This is a genomic window from Thalassospira sp. MCCC 1A01428, assembly GCF_002115825.1.
Classification (GTDB): domain Bacteria; phylum Pseudomonadota; class Alphaproteobacteria; order Rhodospirillales; family Thalassospiraceae; genus Thalassospira.
The window spans coordinates 73,853-90,708 of sequence record NZ_JFJZ01000011.1 but is presented as its reverse complement, the minus strand read 5'-3'; the positions used below and the strand labels follow the sequence as shown (position 1 = coordinate 90,708).

Here is a 16,856-nt window from a genome sequence, read left to right as displayed (position 1 = left end):
CATCGGGGGGCGAACTTTTGTCTTATTTGCGGGGATGGCGCTGGCGCATTAAGGGATGTGCATTTTAGCTGGCTTTGGTTTGTGACCAGTCCAGGCTGATGGGCACGCCGTCAATATCGCCCATTTCAACTTCGTTAAGATTATTACCCGGCCCTGCGCGGTCAATAATCAGAAATTCACTATCGGGTTCCAGTACCAGAAGCGGGTGGTGCCAAACCCCTTTGTCATAGGTAACGCCCTGTTTGCCATTGGTGACAAAGGCGCGCAAATCGCCTGCTTTGGGCATGTCGCTTGCGGGGGCCACCACAATCAAAAACTTTTGCCCCTGCATCGGGACAAATGCCTGTGATCCCAATGGATGACGTTCCATCATGGCAATGCGGATCGGCAAGGGGCGCGGGTTACCACGAAAAATGCTGATAATCGGCCGTCCGCCTTCCTCGCTGGTGTCGATGCCGGAAATATCGTGATAGCGCGTGGTTGTTCCCTGATTGATCCCAAAGGATTCCCGTGCTGTTTCCGTGCTGATCACATCGCCAAATTCGGTGAAGGATTCCGGTGTCAGCGGTTCGACAGTCAGTTTCATTTTTACCCCCTGTTGTCCGTATCTATAGTTCCAGATTTCATGAACCTAAATCGGTCGCCACGCCCCTGACCCTGGGCCGGTGGCCATGGCAAGCCCGTGCCAATTTTTCAGGGTGCGCGGCGCGACCACGTTCAGGCAGGCCTTCATGGAAATTCCTGCGAAGGCCGGTTAATGAAAATCAGGGACGGGCCGGTTTCCCCAAAATACGGATCCGGCTGATGCCACCATCCGGTATTGAATTGATGCGTAAATGCGAAACAGGCCCGCGAGCAGTGATCGCTGCGCCACCAAATTCGTGAATACGGTCGGCTTGCATTTTTTGTTCGGGTAATATGGTTTGCCAGAACATGGAACGGGCAATAATCGATTTATCCTTTTCGCCGTCCACATAGGCCCCCTGAATGGAAACGCGGTCGGGAAAGTTGCCTTTGAAATGGCAGGTATCAATCACGATTTTATCGATTTCGCCGGGGTGGCCCATTTCGATAATCAGCCATTCATTTCCCGGTTCGCGCCGACGGCTGGTTTCCCAGCCATCACCCATATTAATGCCGCGTCCCGGTGCCAACACCACATTGGGGTTGCCATAATGGGCATCGGACCACGCAACAGCGATGCCGCCATTGATCATGGCAGCAAGGTCAACCTGTTCGCCCTTGGCGGCCATTTCCGTCCAGTCGCGGTTGGGGCGGCCATAAACGCGCAACCGGGCAATGCCGCCATCGGGGTAAATATGCAGGCGGACATGGGTATAAATCGCTTCGCTGGTGACGTCCGCATAATGGTGCGCGCTGGCCCCTAGGCCCTGCGGGGCGACAATTTCGGTCCATTGTGCATTTTCATCGGGGTCACCTTCCGGGCAAAAACAGCCCTCAAGCGAGGCGGCTGGCGGGAAATTGCCGGTGAAATGGCTGGTGTCGATATCAACACCATAAATCTTGCCAGATGATGCCAGACGGACGATGGCATAATCGTGGCCTTCTACCCGTTTGCGACGGCTTTCCCAGCCATCCATCCATTTGCCGTTATCGTCGTATTTGTCAGGATAAAAAATTGCCGGTGCTGATTGCAACATGCGCTGTTTGTCGGCGAAAAAATCGTCGGTGGCAAAAATGGCAACCGCGCCAAGGCGTTCGTCTGCCAGATTGACAAAACGCCGAGTAAAATCGGGTGCGGTATCGCTGCTTGAATGGGTCATGGGTTTGCGTCCTGCTGATAAAGGGGCGTGCCACGCTTACAGGGATTGCAATCGCAATAAGGCGATGCGGTGAACCTGTTGCAGGGCTTCGTTAAATTCGGTGTCCATATCGTTTTTCACCCGGCGCTCAAACGCGGCCAGAATGTCGGTACGATGAAATCCTTTTACCGCAAAGATAAACGGAAACCCGAACTTGCCCTTATAGACATCATTAAGTTCGGAAAATCGCACAAGTTCGTCTTTGCTGCATTGATCTAACCCCGCACCTTGCTGTTCATTGCGTGACGATGTTGTTAAATCGGCCAGGGCCAGTTTACCGGCAAGGTCGGGGTGAGAACGCAACAGGGCAAGTTTTTCGTCCCGGGTGGCGCGCTCGACAATAACCTGCATGGCACTTGCCAGATTTTCGGGGCTATCGAGGGCCGGGGTGATGCCATTTTCAACCAGCCGTTCAGCAATCCAGGGCGAATGTTCGTAGACACTGCCATATAAATTAACAAACGATTTTGCCGCCAGGGTGCTGGGCGGGTTGCTTGTAAACAGCGATGTTTTTCCACCCGGCCCGGTTGCCGTGGAGGGGGTATTTTCAGTCATCTGAAACGTTCCTGTAAATCAGGTAAAGACCGCCTGTCATTTGGGCCCTGTCTGGTTAACCGGCAAAAGGGTGATGTTCGCGCCAGTGCCGGGCAATATCGACGCGCCGGGCAAACCAAACATCGTCATGGCTGCGCACATAATCGACAAAGCGTTTTAACGCGCTAAACCGTCCCGGCCGCCCGACAAGGCGGCAATGCAAGCCCACCGACAACATCTTGGGCGTATGGGTGCCTTCCTCATACAGGGTGTCGAAACTGTCTTTTAAATACTGGTAATATTGCTCGCCGGAATTAAAGCCCTGCATGGCGGCAAAACGCATGTCGTTGACATCAAGGGTATAGGGCACAATCAGGTGCGGGTTTTCGGTCTGGGTGCTCCAGAACGGTAATTCGTCGCTGTAATCATCGGCATCATACAGGAAACCGCCTTCTTCGGCGACAAGGCGCCGGGTATTGGGGCTGGTGCGGCCCGTATACCAGCCCAGCGGGCGTTCGCCGGTGATGTTTTTGATAATGTCGATGGCCTGGTGCAAATGGTCGCGTTCAACATTTTCGTCAACATACTGGTAATCGATCCAGCGCAGGCCGTGCGAACATATTTCATGGCCGTCTTTCATGGCGATTTCGGCAACCTTGGGCTGGCGGGCAAGGGCCATGGCAACGGCAAACAGGGTAATGGGAATTTCGCGTTCGCGAAAAAGGTTCAATATTCGCCACACCCCGACACGCGATCCATATTCATAGATCGATTCCATGCTCATATGGCGCACGCCCTTGCGGGCATCGGCACCAATCATTTCGGATAAAAAGGCTTCCGATGCCGCGTCCCCGTGCAAAATGCAGTTTTCACCGCCTTCTTCGTAATTCAGCACAAACTGCACCGCAATGCGGGCTTTGCCCGGCCAGTTGGCATGGGGCGGGTTTGCGCCATAGCCGATAAGGTCACGCGCATAGGGAGTGTCGGTCATCTTTGCCTCCAGATCGATTAATCCCGGTTTGGTTCGCCGGGTTATTTGGTGTAGCATTAACCATTGGCTGCGGTGCAGCAAGAAAATCTCGCGCGGGGCATATGGGAAATTTTCAAGGTGACTTTGAAAATATCCATCCTTTCTCATGGCTAAAAGACGCAGGTTTTCAGGCATTGGAAGTGTTTTGTGCGATGCTGGTGATGTCCTTTTTCAAAGAATTATTGATATAGTTTCACTTTATCGCCTCTTTCCTGAATGCCTGTTGCAGTGCGACCTTTTTAAAAACATCACAAACAAACCGGCTTGGCCTTCAAAATTATAACAGGCCGGATCAGAGAGGCAGGCGGGCAACCGTCCTAAGATTATCGAGAAATTACGAGATCCTCGGTTCAGTGACAAAGGAGACCCGTCATGGGGCGCTTGACCACACATGTGCTTGATACAGCGCGCGGCTGCCCTGCGGGGGGTATTCGCATTGAATTGCACCGGTTTGATGGTGGTCATGATGACCGCGTGGCCATGGCCGTGACCAATGAAGATGGCCGTACCGATGCCCCCTTGCTGGATGGCAAAACCTTTAGACCGGGAAAATATGAGCTGGTGTTTCATGCCGGGGATTATTTTGATGCGGCCGGTTATGACCTGCCTGACCCGAAATTCCTTGATCAGGTGGTAATTCGCTTTGGCATTTCTGATGCCGATTCCCATTACCATGTACCGCTTTTGCTTTCGCCCTTTGGCTATTCCACCTATCGCGGCAGTTAAGAAAGACGATGACAAATATGCGAAGCGACATCCGCTTTTTGTTGGGCAATGAAGAACGCCGGATCGAAAATATTGATCCGCAAACCACAGTCCTGAACTATCTGCGCCTGACCGAGCATAAATGCGGCACCAAAGAAGGCTGCGCGGAGGGCGATTGCGGGGCCTGTACCGTCGTTTTGGGCGAGGTGGACGAAACAGCGGCGGGGGGCATGTCTTACCGCACCGTGAATGCCTGTATTCAGTTTGTGCCAACGCTGGATGGCAAACAGCTTTTGACGGTGGAACATTTAAAATCGGCGGATGGCAGCTTGCATCCGGTTCAGCAGGCAATGGTCGATAGTCATGGTTCGCAATGTGGCTTTTGCACACCCGGTTTTGTCATGAGTCTGTATAAAATCTGGCTGGATGGCGGCGAGGATGATCGTGGTGCGATTAACGATGCATTGGCGGGTAATTTGTGCCGCTGCACCGGTTATGGACCAATTATAGAGGCTGCACGCCAATCAGGTGGCGTTTCAATAAATGATAAACTTGAACAATCGCGCCGTCAGGATATTGCCGAGCGCCTTAAAGCCCTGATTGGTGGCGATGGCGGAGTAAGCCTGAGCCATGAAAGCGGACGTTATTTTGCCCCGCGTAACAGTGATGATCTGGCGCACCTTTTGGTGACGCATCCTGATGCAGTTATTCTGGCTGGCGGCACAGATGTTGGCCTTTGGGTAACCAAACACCTTAAACGTCTGGACCCGATTATCTATATTGGCAATGTCGCCGATCTTAAACAGGTCGAACAGATTGGCACTGAACTGCATATCGGGGCTGGTGCCACCTATAGCGACGCGCATGATGCGTTGGGGGCAGTTGCCGCCGATATTGGCGAACTGATTCGACGTATTGGGTCGCGGCAAATTCGTAATGCCGGTACCGTGGGGGGGAACATTGCCAATGGTTCGCCGATTGGTGATACGCCACCGGCCCTAATTGCCCTTGGTGCGCGCATTGTCCTGCGTATGGGCGATATCCGCCGTGAAATCGCATTGGAGGATTTTTTCATTACCTATGGCAAGCAAGACCGCGCCAAAGGCGAATTTGTTGAAAAAATCATTGTCCCCAAACCCGGTGCGCAAACGCAGTTCAAGGCCTGGAAAATTTCCAAACGATTTGATCAGGATATTACCGCTGTACTTGGTGCCTTTGCCATAACCCTGGAAAACGGTGTGGTGCGTGATATGCGCGCGGCCTTTGGCGGCATGGCAGGGACCCCGATGCGGGCTAAAAAATGCGAAGCCGCGGTGGTCAATCAGCCGTGGAATGATGCAACCCTGAATGCCGCGCGGCGGGCTTTGATGGATGATTTTAAACCGATGACGGATATGCGGGCATCGGGCGAATACCGCACTTTGGTGGCACAAAACCTGCTGACCAAACTGTTTATTGAAACCACACAACCCGGCGTGGCAACCCGCCTTGTCGGGAAGGTAGCGGCACATGCTTGATAAAGCCGACAACACCGATCTGATTGCACCGACACCGGGCCTTAAGGGCGGGGTGCGTTCTGCCAGCAAGCACGATAGCGGCCCCAAACATGTAACCGGTGAAGCCGTTTATATCGACGATATTGTCGAACCTTATGGCACGCTTCATTTGGCCCCGGGGGCTGCCACCATTGCGCATGGCAAAATTACCAAAATGGATTTGTCCAAGGTGCGGTCGGCACCGGGAGTGGTATGTGTGCTAACGGCGGATGATATTCCCGGCATCAACGATGTTTCCCCGGCCCATACCCATGACGAACCGGTTTTGCCCGATGGCATTGTGCAGTTTTACGGTCAGCCGGTGTTTTGTGTGGCGGCAGAAACCCGCGAACAGGCCCGTGCTGCCACTAAACTTGCCGAAATTGAATATGAGGAATTGCCCGCCATCCTGTCGATTGACGATGCGATGGCGCAAAAATCCTATGTTGCCGACCCTCATGTGATGAAACGCGGCGATAGTGCAAGTGCGCTTGCATCTGCACCGCACCGCCATGCATCGCGCATGATGATTGGCGGGCAGGATCATTTTTACCTTGAAGGGCATATTTCCTTTGCCATCCCGCAGGAAGATGGCGATGTTTTTATTCATTGCTCCACCCAGCATCCGTCCGAAGTACAGCATAACATCGCCAATGTGCTGGGGCGCCCGGCCAATGCCGTTACAGTGGAAGTGCGGCGCATGGGCGGTGGTTTTGGCGGCAAGGAAACCCAATCCATGCAATGGGCGGCCCTGGCATCCATCGTGGCAATAAAAACCGGGCGCCCGGCCAAAATGCGGCTGGACCGCGATGACGATATGATCATGACCGGCAAACGCCATGATTTCATCGTTGATTACGATATCGGCTTTGACGATGGCGGGCGCATATGTGGCGCAGATATTCAATACGCAGCTAATTGCGGTTTCAGCGCCGATTTGTCATCTGCGATTGCCGATCGTGCCATGTTCCATACCGATAATGCCTATTATCTGGGCGATGTTGAAATCCGGTCCTATCGCTGTAAAACCAACCTTGTGTCCAATACCGCCTTTCGCGGCTTTGGCGGGCCACAGGGCATGGTGGCGATTGAACGGATTATCGATGAAATTGCCATGACGCTGGGTTTGGACCCGCTGGATGTGCGCCTTGCCAATTATTATGGCAACGAAGGGCGCAATATGACGCCCTATTATATGCCGGTCGAAGACAATGTTCTGCCTGAACTGACCCGCGATTTGCTGGCAAGTTCGGATTATCGCGCACGTCGGGCGGAAATTGATGCCTTTAATACCCAAAGCCCGGTGATCAAACGGGGCATTGCCATTACCCCGGTTAAATTTGGCATTTCCTTTACCACCACCTTCCTTAATCAGGCCGGGGCTTTGGTTCATGTTTATCAGGATGGATCGGTGCATTTAAACCACGGTGGCACCGAAATGGGCCAGGGCCTGTTTATCAAGGTGGCCCAGGTCGTGGCCGAGGAATTCCAGATCGATCTTGATCAGATCAAAATCACCGCCACCAATACCGGCAAGGTGCCCAATACATCGGCCACGGCGGCATCGTCGGGTGCGGATATGAACGGCATGGCCGCACGCAATGCCGCCCGTACCATTAAGGACCGGCTGATTGAATTTGCTGCCGGTTATTACAAGGTTGCGCCCACTGCCATTCAGTTTGTGCCGGGACGGGTTATTATAGGCGATGTTGCCGATATCAGTTTTGCCGAACTGGTCAAACAGGCCTATCTGGGCCGAGTATCCCTGTCGGCAACCGGTTATTATGCGACCCCGAAAATCCACTATGACCGCGAAACGGCATCGGGGCGCCCGTTTTTCTATTTTGCTTATGGCATGGCCTGCAGCGAAGTCATGATCGATACGTTGACCGGCGAGAACAAGGTTACACGGGTTGATATTTTGCACGATGTTGGCCAGTCGCTTAACCCGGCGATTGACCGGGGGCAGGTTGAAGGCGGTTTTATTCAAGGCATGGGATGGCTGACATCAGAGGAACTGTGGTGGGACGATGCGGGGCGTATTCGCACCCACGCGCCATCAACTTATAAAATTCCCGCCTGTTCCGATCGCCCCGAAGATTTCCGCATGGACCTGTGGTCATCGGGTCGAAATGTTGAAAAATCCATCCATCGTTCAAAGGCGGTCGGTGAACCCCCCTTGATGTTGGCAATTTCGGTGCATCGTGCCATTGCCCATGCGGTGGCATCGGTGGCGCAGGGTAAAATTGTTCCGGCGTTAAATACCCCGGCGACGCCCGAGGCCGTTTTATGTGCTGTGGCCCGCCTTGCCGATGATATGGCCGGTCATGCCGCCCGCCAACACAAAGATTTGCCCGTGAAGGGTGCCGATAATACCGCAATGGTCGGGGTTGGCGCGCCGCAGGTGGGGGCATAAACCACATGGGCAGCTTTGCTGATTCCTCATCGGTTGCATATCCGGCCTTGTCGCTGGACCCGGCATCATGGATTGGTTTGTTGCAAACAGACGAACCGATGGTGATGGTCAGCATTGCCGAAATTGCCGGGTCTACCCCGCGTGAAGCAGGCGCATTTATGGTGATAACGCCCAATCATACGGCTGGCACCGTGGGCGGCGGCAATCTGGAACATCAATTGACCCGCAAGGCCCGTGAATGGCTGGGGCAACAAACGGTGCCAATGGCGCAATTTATGCGTTTCCCGCTGGGGCCATCGCTGGGGCAATGTTGCGGCGGGTCGGTGCAGGTTGGCTTTCATGCCATCAATGACCAGCAAAAAGCAGCTTTGTTACAAGCTGTTCGGGCGTTATGTACCGGGCAGGACAGCGATATATCGCCCGTGTGGCTGATACTGCCCGCAAATCAGCATCCGCAAGATGATTTTGCTGTTGTATCGGGCGATGATGCCTTGGGTTTGGTCAAACAGTTTGGCAATTTGCGCGGCGGTATGTTGCCCGCTAACCATGTGGCAGATCAGCCTGTTTTAGGGGCAAAAGGGGCTTTGTTTATCCGGCTTGATGATGGGGCGACGCCGGTTTGGGTTTTTGGCGCCGGGCATGTCGGGGCCGCAATTGTGCGGGCGCTTGCGCCTTTGCCATTTAATGTCCACTGGGTCGATTCGCGACGTGATTACATTGATGTTCCGCCTGATGCCCCTGCCAATACTGCGGAAACATCTCGTCTGCATCGCCATCACAGCCCCAACCCGTGGGAAGAACTCGCCGATATCCCTGCCGGTGCGCTGGTGTTGATTTTAACCCATTCCCACGCCGAAGATTTTGAGATTTGCCGTGCAGCCCTGAAACGTGCCGATCTTGACCTGGTTGGTATGATTGGCAGCGCCACCAAACGGGCGCGGTTTGTTGCGCGGATGCGCGAACGTCAAATGTCTGATGCGGCATTGGCGCGCCTGACATGTCCGATTGGTGTGGACGGCATTACGGGGAAACATCCCGCCATTATTGCCGCATCGGTGGCCGCCCAATTGGTGGGGTTGCGTGAAAATATGCAACGTCAAAAACTGGATACGCCCGGTATTGGTGCATATACAGCCGGTGCGGCCCGCAAGTATGGGAAGGGCAAGCGAAATACCGGATAATGGCAGGGGCATTTTACCGCCATTGATAACGCGGGAACAAACCACTATCGCATACCCGGTTTGGCAGGGGATGCGGTACATAACACAATAAACAATATCCCGGATGATCGGGCAGGGCTTAACAAGGAGAACAGACTGTGTGTGATGATATTCGGCATAAACATATGCGCCACGCAGTAGAATTATCACGCCAAAAGATGCAAGAAGGGTGTGGCGGGCCGTTTGGCGCGGTGATTGTGCGCGATGGCAAAGTCATTGCCGAAGGCTGGAATAATGTCACATCCAGCATGGATCCGACGGCCCATGCCGAAGTTTCTGCCATTCGCGCGGCGTGTGAGGCGTTAGGCGATTTTAGCCTGGCCGGGTGCGAAATTTACACCAGTTGCGAACCTTGCCCCATGTGTCTGTCAGCAATTTACTGGGCGCGGATCGACCGCATTTATTATGCTAATGGTCGCGAAGATGCAGCCGCCATTGGTTTTGATGACCAGTTTTTATATGACGAGGTTGCCAAACCCATATCGCAACGCGAATTGCCGTGCGAACATATCGAAATGGACGAAGCCGCCGAGGTCTTTGCCCAATGGGCAGCCAAGGAAGATAAGATCGCCTATTAAAAAACATACTTAAAAAAGCATCGAGACAGTTTGATTACCGGGCCGGGCAGGGGTAAAACGCCTTTGGCGCAAGTAATCGGATCGCAATCAGGGGGTGGCAGACAGTGACCGCGATGACCGGCAATACCACCGGGGCCGTCGAACAACGAACGGGATCAGGGCCCGCGCAGCTTGAAATACGCGGCGTGACCAAGGCTTTCCCAGGTTGTTTGGCCAACGACAATATCAGTTTTCGGATCGAGCCGGGCGAAATCCACGCCTTGCTGGGCGAAAACGGTGCCGGCAAAAGCACACTGGTCAAAATGATCTATGGTGTGATGCAGGCCGATGCCGGTGAACTGTTGTGGGAAGGAAAAACCGTTACCATCGCCAGCCCGCATGATGCGCGTGAAATGGGCATCGGGCTGGTGTTTCAGCACTTTTCGCTGTTTGAAACCATGACGGTGCTGGAAAACATCGCGCTTGCCATGAACGATGTGCGCGATATGGCTGTTTTACGCCAGCAAGTGATCGAGGTTGAAAAAACCTATGGTCTGCCGCTGGACCCGGACCGCCATGTTTACACCCTGTCAGTCGGTGAACGGCAGCGCATCGAAATTGTGCGTTGCCTGTTGCAAAATCCCAAATTGCTGATTCTGGATGAGCCAACGTCGGTGTTAACCCCGCAGGAAGTGGACAAACTGTTTGAAACCCTGCGTCGGTTGGCAAACGAAGGCTGTGCCATCCTTTATATCAGCCATAAGCTGCACGAGGTTAAGGCGCTTTGTGAACATGCCACGGTGTTACGGGGGGGCAAGGTTGTCGCGACTTGTGACCCGCGCGCCGAAACCGCCAAGTCGATGGCGGAAATGATGATCGGGCAAAAACTGCTCGCACCGGACCGGGGTGTGCGCCCGGCACCGGGTGATGTGCGCCTGGCGGTCAAAAACCTGTCGCTGGTGAGTGATCAGCAATTTGGCACCGATCTTAAAAATATTTCGTTCGAGGTGCGCGGCGGGCAAATTCTGGGCGTGGCCGGGGTGGCCGGGAACGGGCAGAACGAACTGTTTCAGGCCCTGGCCGGCGAAACCGAAATTCACGGCACACCCGATTGCATCACACTGGATAAACAACCGGTGGCCGATTTTGGCCCGCGCCGTCGCCGTCGTCTGGGGGCTGCCTTTGTGCCCGAAGAACGCAACGGTCATGGCGCTGTGCCCGATATGAATTTGGCTGAAAACGGGTTTCTGACTGCGTTTCGCCGCATGGCCCTTTCCGCTCGCGGTCTGATCCGCGAGGTCCCAACCCGCAGCTTTGCCGATAGCATTATCAAGACATTTGATGTCCGTACCACCGGTCACGGGGCCGAAGCAGGCAGCCTGTCAGGGGGGAATCTTCAAAAATTCATTGTCGGCCGCGAGATTATGCAGGACCCGGGGGTTCTGGTTATTTCCCAACCTACCTGGGGGGTCGATGCCGGGGCGGCCAGTGCCATTCATCAGGCCTTGCTGGATTTGGCGGCAAAGGGTACGGCGGTTTTGGTGATTTCACAGGATCTCGACGAGATTTATGCCATTTGTGACCAGGTGGTGGTGATGGCGGCAGGCAAAATGTCGGCAGCTCGCAATATGGCCGATGCCAGCATTGATGAAATCGGCCTTCTGATGGGCGGGTTACATGATTTGGGCGCAAATCCGGCCCCCGAACTGAACGGAGGCCAGAATGATCCGGCTTGAACCACGGCGTCAGCATTCGCAAAAAATGATCTATCTTTCGCCCTTGCTGGCGATTGTCCTGACCCTGATCAGTGGTGCGATTATTTTCGCCTTTATGGGCAAAGACCCGATCGAGGCGCTTTATACCTTTTTCATCATGCCGATTAACAATGCCTATGGTGTGGGCGAGCTGTTTGTTAAGGCAACCCCGCTTGTCATTATTGCCATTGGTTTGGCAATGGGTTTTCGCGCCAATGTCTGGAACATCGGTGCCGAAGGCCAGTTGACGATGGGGGCAATTTTTGGTGGGGGGCTGGCACTGGCGTTTTATGACAGTACCAGTGTGTTTTTGTTACCCGGCATGTTCGTCATGGCTGCAATTGGCGGGGCATTTTGGGGCGCGATCCCGGCATGGTTGCGTACGCGTTTTAATGCCAACGAAATCCTGACCAGCCTGATGCTAACCTATGTGGCAACTTTGTTTCTCAGCTATCTGGTTTATGGGCCGTGGCGCAACCCCGAGGGTTTTAACTTTCCTGAATCCCGTGCTTTCCCCGATGCCGCCCTGCTGCCGATTATTTATGATGGTACCCGTGTGCATCTGGGCGCGATCTTTGCCTTGCTGATTGTTGCAGGCGGCTGGGTTTTGCTGACCAAATCGGTGGTTGGTTTTCAGCTTCGCGTGGTCGGGCAGGCGCCACAGGCGGCCCGCCATGTCGGTTTCCGGCAGAAACGCATGGTGTGGTTCACCTTGCTTTTGTCGGGCGGGCTTTCCGGCCTTGCCGGTATGTTCGAGGTTGCTGGTCCCATCGGCCAGCTTCAACCGTCTATCTCGCCGGGTTATGGTTTTACCGCCATTATCGTCGCCTTTTTGGGCCGTTTGCATCCGATTGGCATTTTGTTTGCCGGGCTGGTCATGGCGCTGACCTATCTGGGGGGGGAACTGGCGCAAATAGGATTGGGTTTGCCCAGTGCCGTAACCGGGCTGTTTCAGGGGATTTTATTGTTCTTCCTGCTGGCCTGCGATGTTTTGACCAAATACCGCCTTCGTTTCGGGTCGGTTAGCAAATCCGGGGAGCCTGCATAATGGACTGGATTGTCCCTTTAATCCTTACCGTGATCACGGCATCAACCCCGCTTTTGCTTTCGGCAACCGGCGAGTTGATTACCGAAAAATCCGGCGTTCTGAATTTGGGCGTTGAAGGCATGATGTTAATTGGTGCCATCACCGGTTTTGCCGTTACGGTTTCTACAGGCTCGGCAACGCTGGGTATTATTGCTGCGGCCATTGCCGGTATGGCGATTGCGCTGATTTTTGCCTTTTTAACCCTGACATTGATGGCAAATCAGGTGGCAACCGGTTTGGCGCTGACCATTTTCGGGGTGGGTTTTTCCGCCCTTGTTGGTTCGGGCTTTGTGGGTTTTGCCATCGAACCGCTGCCGTCCCTGCATATTCCGTTTATTTCCGACATTCCCGTGATCGGGCCGATCCTGTTCGGGCAGGATTTTCTGGTTTATCTGTCGATTTTCATGGTGATCGCGTCAGGCTGGTTTTTAACCAGAACACGCGCCGGGCTTATTTTAAAAGCCGTGGGCGATTCTCATGATTCCGCCCATGCCATTGGCTATAACGTTATTCGTATTCGCTATATGGCCACTCTGTTTGGCGGGGCGATGTCGGGCCTGGCCGGGGCGTATCTGTCGCTGGTTTACACCCCGATGTGGGCTGAAAACATGACGGCAGGGCGGGGCTGGATCGCGTTGGCCTTGGTGGTGTTTGCCACCTGGCGGCCAGGGCGGCTTTTGGCCGGGGCCTATATGTTTGGCTGCATTTCGGTGTTGCAGCTTCATGCGCAAAGTGCGGGCATCAATGTGCCATCGCAATTCATGTCGATGCTGCCGTATCTGGCAACCGTGATCGTGCTGGTGATTATTTCCAGCGATGTTACCAAAATTCGCCTTAACGCGCCTGCCTGCATCGGCAAGGCGTTCCGACCGGCGCAATAACGCCGGCGCAAAATGGGAGGTGCGTCACACTCAATTATGACGCGCATTGTTGATTGCACGCAATAACAGGTATAAATCCTGTGCAGAGGTTTTAAGGGAGACATTCTTATGAAGGCACGTTTTATGAAGCGCACGGCAGCCGCATTGGCGACTGTGGGCGCAATGGCACTGGGCATGGGGACGGCACAGGCAGCTGATCCGTTAAAGGTCGGTTTTGTTTATGTTGGCCCGGTCGGTGACTTTGGGTATTCCTACCAGCATGATCAGGGCCGCAAGGCTGTTGAAGAAAAATTTGGCGACAAGGTTAAAACCACGTTTGTTGAAAATGTGCCGGAAGGTGCTGACGCCGAACGTGTTATCCGCCAGTTGGCCCAGACCGGCAACGAACTGATTTTCACCACTTCGTTTGGTTTCATGAACCCGACCATCAAGGTGGCAAAACAGTTCCCGAATGTGAAATTCGAACATGCAACCGGTTACAAACGCGCCGATAACGTTGCAACCTATGCCGCACGTTTTTACGAAGGCCGTTATGTTGCCGGTGTGATTGCCGGTAAAATGACCAAAAGCAACGTCATCGGTTATGTCGGGTCCTTCCCGATCCCCGAAGTTGTGCGTGGCATTAACGCGTTCATGCGCGGTGCGTGGTCGGTTAACCCCGATGTGAAGGTTAAAATTGTTTGGGTTAACAGCTGGTATGATCCGGGCAAGGAAGGCGATGCTGCCAAGGCCCTGATCGACCAGGGTGCCGACATTATGGTGCAGCACACCGACAGCCCGGCCCCGCTTCAGGTTGCTGAAAACCGTGGCATCAAGGGTTTTGGTCAGGCATCCGATATGATCAAATTTGCGCCCAAAGCCCAGCTTAGCGCGATTGTTGACCATTGGGATGACTATTACATCGATCGTGTTCAGGCTGTTATGGACGGTACCTGGAAAGCGGACGACACCTGGCATGGCCTGAAAGAGGGCATGGTCCATATGGCACCGTTTACCAACATGCCCGACGATGTTGCTGCCCTTGCCAAGGAAACCGAAGATAAAATTGCTTCGGGTGACATCAAGATCTTTGAAGGCCCGATTTATGATCAGGCTGGCGAATTGCGCGTCAAGGAAGGCGAAGTTGCCCCGGACGGCATGCTGCTGGGTATGGACTGGTACGTTAAAGGCATTGATGCCGAACTGCCGAAATAAAATATCTTGTGGTTAATTGCAGTTTTAACGATTGCAGTTGCCTATAAGCAAAATATGACAGCCCCGCAGATGACCTGTGGGGCTGTTTTATTTGCAAAATATGCTCTAAGGCACCTGCCCCGAACACGGGTTTCAGGGAAAACCACCTATCGATTTGGGGGCTGGTGACGAGTAGATTTGAGGCGGGGATAAAACATCCTGTTTGCCACCAGTACCGGGGGCAGACCCCACGGGGGCGGTTATACGGTAATTATTGCCGGTTTTGCGGTTTTGGTGACGGTGTTTGCTTTGGCGCGTCCAGCGCGGCCTCTGCAGCATTAATTGCAGCATCGAGGTCCTGGGCGTTCTTTTCTTTTTCGGCCGCTTTTGCTTTTGCCTGGGCCCTGGCGTTACGTTCGTTGTCGGCGTCGGACAGGGTTTCGTAAAATACCATATCGGCCCGCGGGTGGGTTAGGGCGAACAGGGCAGCACGGATGAATTTTAATTTTACCCGGCGCTGTCGGCTTTCCCCGGCCCATTTTTCGCGAAACAGTTCCATGTCATCACTGCGGGCAAAGTGGATCACCATATCGACAAATGGTGCACTTTGGTCTGATCGCGGCATTTCAATATTGCGGATACCCATGGTCCAGCGATCATGACGAATATTTCGGTCCAGCCAGTCCAGGATCGGCTGCGCTGATTGCCGTTCGTGAATAACAATCCGAAACGGAAAATTTCGCAGATCTTTTTTCATATCTCCCCCAACGCCAGCCTTTGGCGGTTAGCCAATGATACATAAAGCGATCTTAAAAGATGTATAAATTCTTTGTCTTTGAATTCGAAAGATTTATCTGTTCTAAAGTTTAACCGGCAATAGGGAGAGGTGCAGGGTAATGATCGGTGAAAGAGAATTTGGCGTTCTAAATTCGATGATTCCTGCACTATATGAGGCGGCAATTTCGCCCGATTTGTGGAAAGAGCGCCTTGACTGGTTAACGGGGGTATTGCGCAGCAAGAATGTTGTTCTTGTTCGCATTGAAAATATCAGACCTGAAATTTCCGATTATTCTTTTCATACCAACAGCTGGATCACGCCGGAAATGACGGATGACTATCTGCGACTTGGTTTGAACAATAATGACGGGTCGGCCTATTTTCATCAGCTTGATGTGTATGAATTTTCAGTTGGTGATGAAATGCGTCACCGCAACGGGGACATGTCGCCATCGCGTTTTTACCCATGGCTGGAAAAAAACACCGGTTGTAATCAGGCTGCGGGAATTTGCCTGTCAAACGAGCCTTCCGGGTATGACATTCTAACCACCCATTATCGCGATGGCGGGGATTTTGTCCCGCAAGAAGCAACCAGCATACTGCGCATTATCGGCCCCCATTTGACCAAGGTTCTTGAAATGAACCGCCCGGTCAATCTTTTGCGGCATCGGTATGGCGCATTTCTTGATGTGCTGGACCGCTTGAGGATCGGGGTTGGGATTGTAACGGCAGGGTCGGAGCTTGTGATTGCCAACGAGGAGTTTAATCGCATCGTTTCAACCGGCGACAGTCTTATGCTGGGGGCGGATTCCAGCCTGTCGGCCCGTGATGATTATGATGCCCGTCTGTTACGCGATGCCGTTTTAAAACTAAGCCGCAAGGACAGTTTGGTTACGACATCGGAAAGTATCCGCCTTGGCAGCAGGATCAATGAAAACAGCGCCTATTTGCTGGATCTATCGCCCTTGCGCGAAACCCGTGGCGCTTTTGGTGGGCAGTTTTCCGGTGTGCTGGTGACGGTGGTGGATCCGTTCTGGTATACGGATTTAAATGTTGGCCTGATGCGCGATCATTACAATTTGACGAAGGCCGAAATCGACATTTTCGACGCTGTTCTTCGTGGTTTAAGCAATAGTGATATCGCCGATCATTTGGGCAAGGGACGCGAAACCGTAAAATCCCAGCTTGCGAGCATATTTCGTAAAACCGGTGCCAATGACCGGCTGGAACTTGTGCGCCTTGCAGTTCAGTTGATCATTCCGCTCAACGGTGATGGCGATGCTCCAAAACCGGGGATCAGGCGGGCGTTACAGGATTAGCAGGCAGGTTAAGGCCCGGTCGGCGGGTTGAATGTTTGACCGACC

At 53.5% G+C, this 16,856-nt stretch carries 16 protein-coding genes; 11 read left to right on the top strand and 5 right to left on the bottom strand.

Features of this window, described 5'->3' with window-relative positions; translation table 11 throughout:
* Positions 1 to 64: 64 nt before the first annotated feature.
* The 4 genes from THS27_RS11290 to puuE form a co-directional block, all read right to left on the bottom strand.
* Positions 65 to 586 (bottom strand): ureidoglycolate lyase, encoded by a 522-nt coding sequence (locus THS27_RS11290; RefSeq protein WP_085590863.1) that lies wholly within the window; start codon positions 584 to 586, stop codon positions 65 to 67.
* A gap of 178 nt (positions 587 to 764) precedes the next feature.
* Positions 765 to 1,784: an allantoicase gene (alc, locus tag THS27_RS11285; RefSeq protein WP_085590861.1), complete on the bottom strand. Its 1,020-nt coding sequence runs from the start codon at positions 1,782 to 1,784 to the stop codon at positions 765 to 767.
* A gap of 36 nt (positions 1,785 to 1,820) precedes the next feature.
* On the bottom strand, positions 1,821 to 2,378 hold the full coding sequence (gene uraD, locus THS27_RS11280; protein ID WP_085590859.1) for a 2-oxo-4-hydroxy-4-carboxy-5-ureidoimidazoline decarboxylase: 558 nt from the start codon (positions 2,376 to 2,378) through the stop codon (positions 1,821 to 1,823).
* A 55-nt stretch (positions 2,379 to 2,433) separates the two neighbouring features.
* Complete coding sequence (puuE, locus tag THS27_RS11275; protein WP_085590985.1) at positions 2,434 to 3,348, bottom strand: allantoinase PuuE; 915 nt, start codon at positions 3,346 to 3,348, stop codon at positions 2,434 to 2,436.
* 2 nt (positions 3,349 to 3,350) lie between these two features.
* On the opposite strand from puuE, the gene THS27_RS26645 reads away from it, so the two are divergent.
* From THS27_RS26645 to THS27_RS11230, 10 genes are all read left to right on the top strand, one after another.
* A complete protein-coding gene (locus tag THS27_RS26645; RefSeq protein ID WP_139835552.1) occupies positions 3,351 to 3,578 on the top strand; it encodes a hypothetical protein in 228 nt (75 codons plus the stop codon).
* Between the two features lie 181 nt (positions 3,579 to 3,759).
* Positions 3,760 to 4,113 (top strand): hydroxyisourate hydrolase, encoded by a 354-nt coding sequence (uraH, locus tag THS27_RS11270; protein WP_085590857.1) that lies wholly within the window; start codon positions 3,760 to 3,762, stop codon positions 4,111 to 4,113.
* Positions 4,114 to 4,121: 8 nt separating this feature from the next.
* Positions 4,122 to 5,609: a xanthine dehydrogenase small subunit gene (gene xdhA, locus THS27_RS11265; RefSeq protein ID WP_246832935.1), complete on the top strand. Its 1,488-nt coding sequence runs from the start codon at positions 4,122 to 4,124 to the stop codon at positions 5,607 to 5,609.
* Entirely contained in the window at positions 5,602 to 8,043 is a 2,442-nt protein-coding gene (gene xdhB, locus THS27_RS11260) for a xanthine dehydrogenase molybdopterin binding subunit (RefSeq protein WP_085590855.1), read from the top strand. Before xdhA ends, xdhB begins: the two co-directional genes overlap by 8 nt.
* Positions 8,044 to 8,048: 5 nt before the next feature.
* Complete coding sequence (xdhC, locus tag THS27_RS11255; RefSeq protein ID WP_085590853.1) at positions 8,049 to 9,224, top strand: xanthine dehydrogenase accessory protein XdhC; 1,176 nt, start codon at positions 8,049 to 8,051, stop codon at positions 9,222 to 9,224.
* Between the two features lie 164 nt (positions 9,225 to 9,388).
* The gene (locus tag THS27_RS11250) at positions 9,389 to 9,841 is read left to right on the top strand and encodes a nucleoside deaminase (RefSeq protein WP_085590981.1); all 453 of its coding nucleotides are present in this window, start codon (positions 9,389 to 9,391) and stop codon (positions 9,839 to 9,841) included.
* Between the two features lie 113 nt (positions 9,842 to 9,954).
* Complete coding sequence (locus THS27_RS11245) at positions 9,955 to 11,556, top strand: ABC transporter ATP-binding protein (RefSeq protein ID WP_085590851.1); 1,602 nt, start codon at positions 9,955 to 9,957, stop codon at positions 11,554 to 11,556.
* A complete protein-coding gene (locus THS27_RS11240) occupies positions 11,543 to 12,622 on the top strand; it encodes an ABC transporter permease (RefSeq protein ID WP_085590849.1) in 1,080 nt (359 codons plus the stop codon). Before THS27_RS11245 ends, THS27_RS11240 begins: the two co-directional genes overlap by 14 nt.
* A complete protein-coding gene (locus tag THS27_RS11235) occupies positions 12,622 to 13,542 on the top strand; it encodes an ABC transporter permease (RefSeq protein ID WP_085590847.1) in 921 nt (306 codons plus the stop codon). The genes THS27_RS11240 and THS27_RS11235 overlap by 1 nt, the downstream gene beginning before the upstream one ends.
* A gap of 123 nt (positions 13,543 to 13,665) precedes the next feature.
* On the top strand, positions 13,666 to 14,736 hold the full coding sequence (locus THS27_RS11230) for a BMP family ABC transporter substrate-binding protein (RefSeq protein ID WP_085590979.1): 1,071 nt from the start codon (positions 13,666 to 13,668) through the stop codon (positions 14,734 to 14,736).
* 250 nt (positions 14,737 to 14,986) lie between these two features.
* Here the strand turns inward: THS27_RS11230 and THS27_RS26895 are convergent, their stop codons facing one another.
* Positions 14,987 to 15,472: a hypothetical protein gene (locus tag THS27_RS26895; protein ID WP_210402888.1), complete on the bottom strand. Its 486-nt coding sequence runs from the start codon at positions 15,470 to 15,472 to the stop codon at positions 14,987 to 14,989.
* A gap of 139 nt (positions 15,473 to 15,611) precedes the next feature.
* On the opposite strand from THS27_RS26895, the gene THS27_RS11220 reads away from it, so the two are divergent.
* The gene (locus tag THS27_RS11220; protein ID WP_085590844.1) at positions 15,612 to 16,811 is read left to right on the top strand and encodes a helix-turn-helix transcriptional regulator; all 1,200 of its coding nucleotides are present in this window, start codon (positions 15,612 to 15,614) and stop codon (positions 16,809 to 16,811) included.
* Positions 16,812 to 16,856 lie beyond the last annotated feature (45 nt).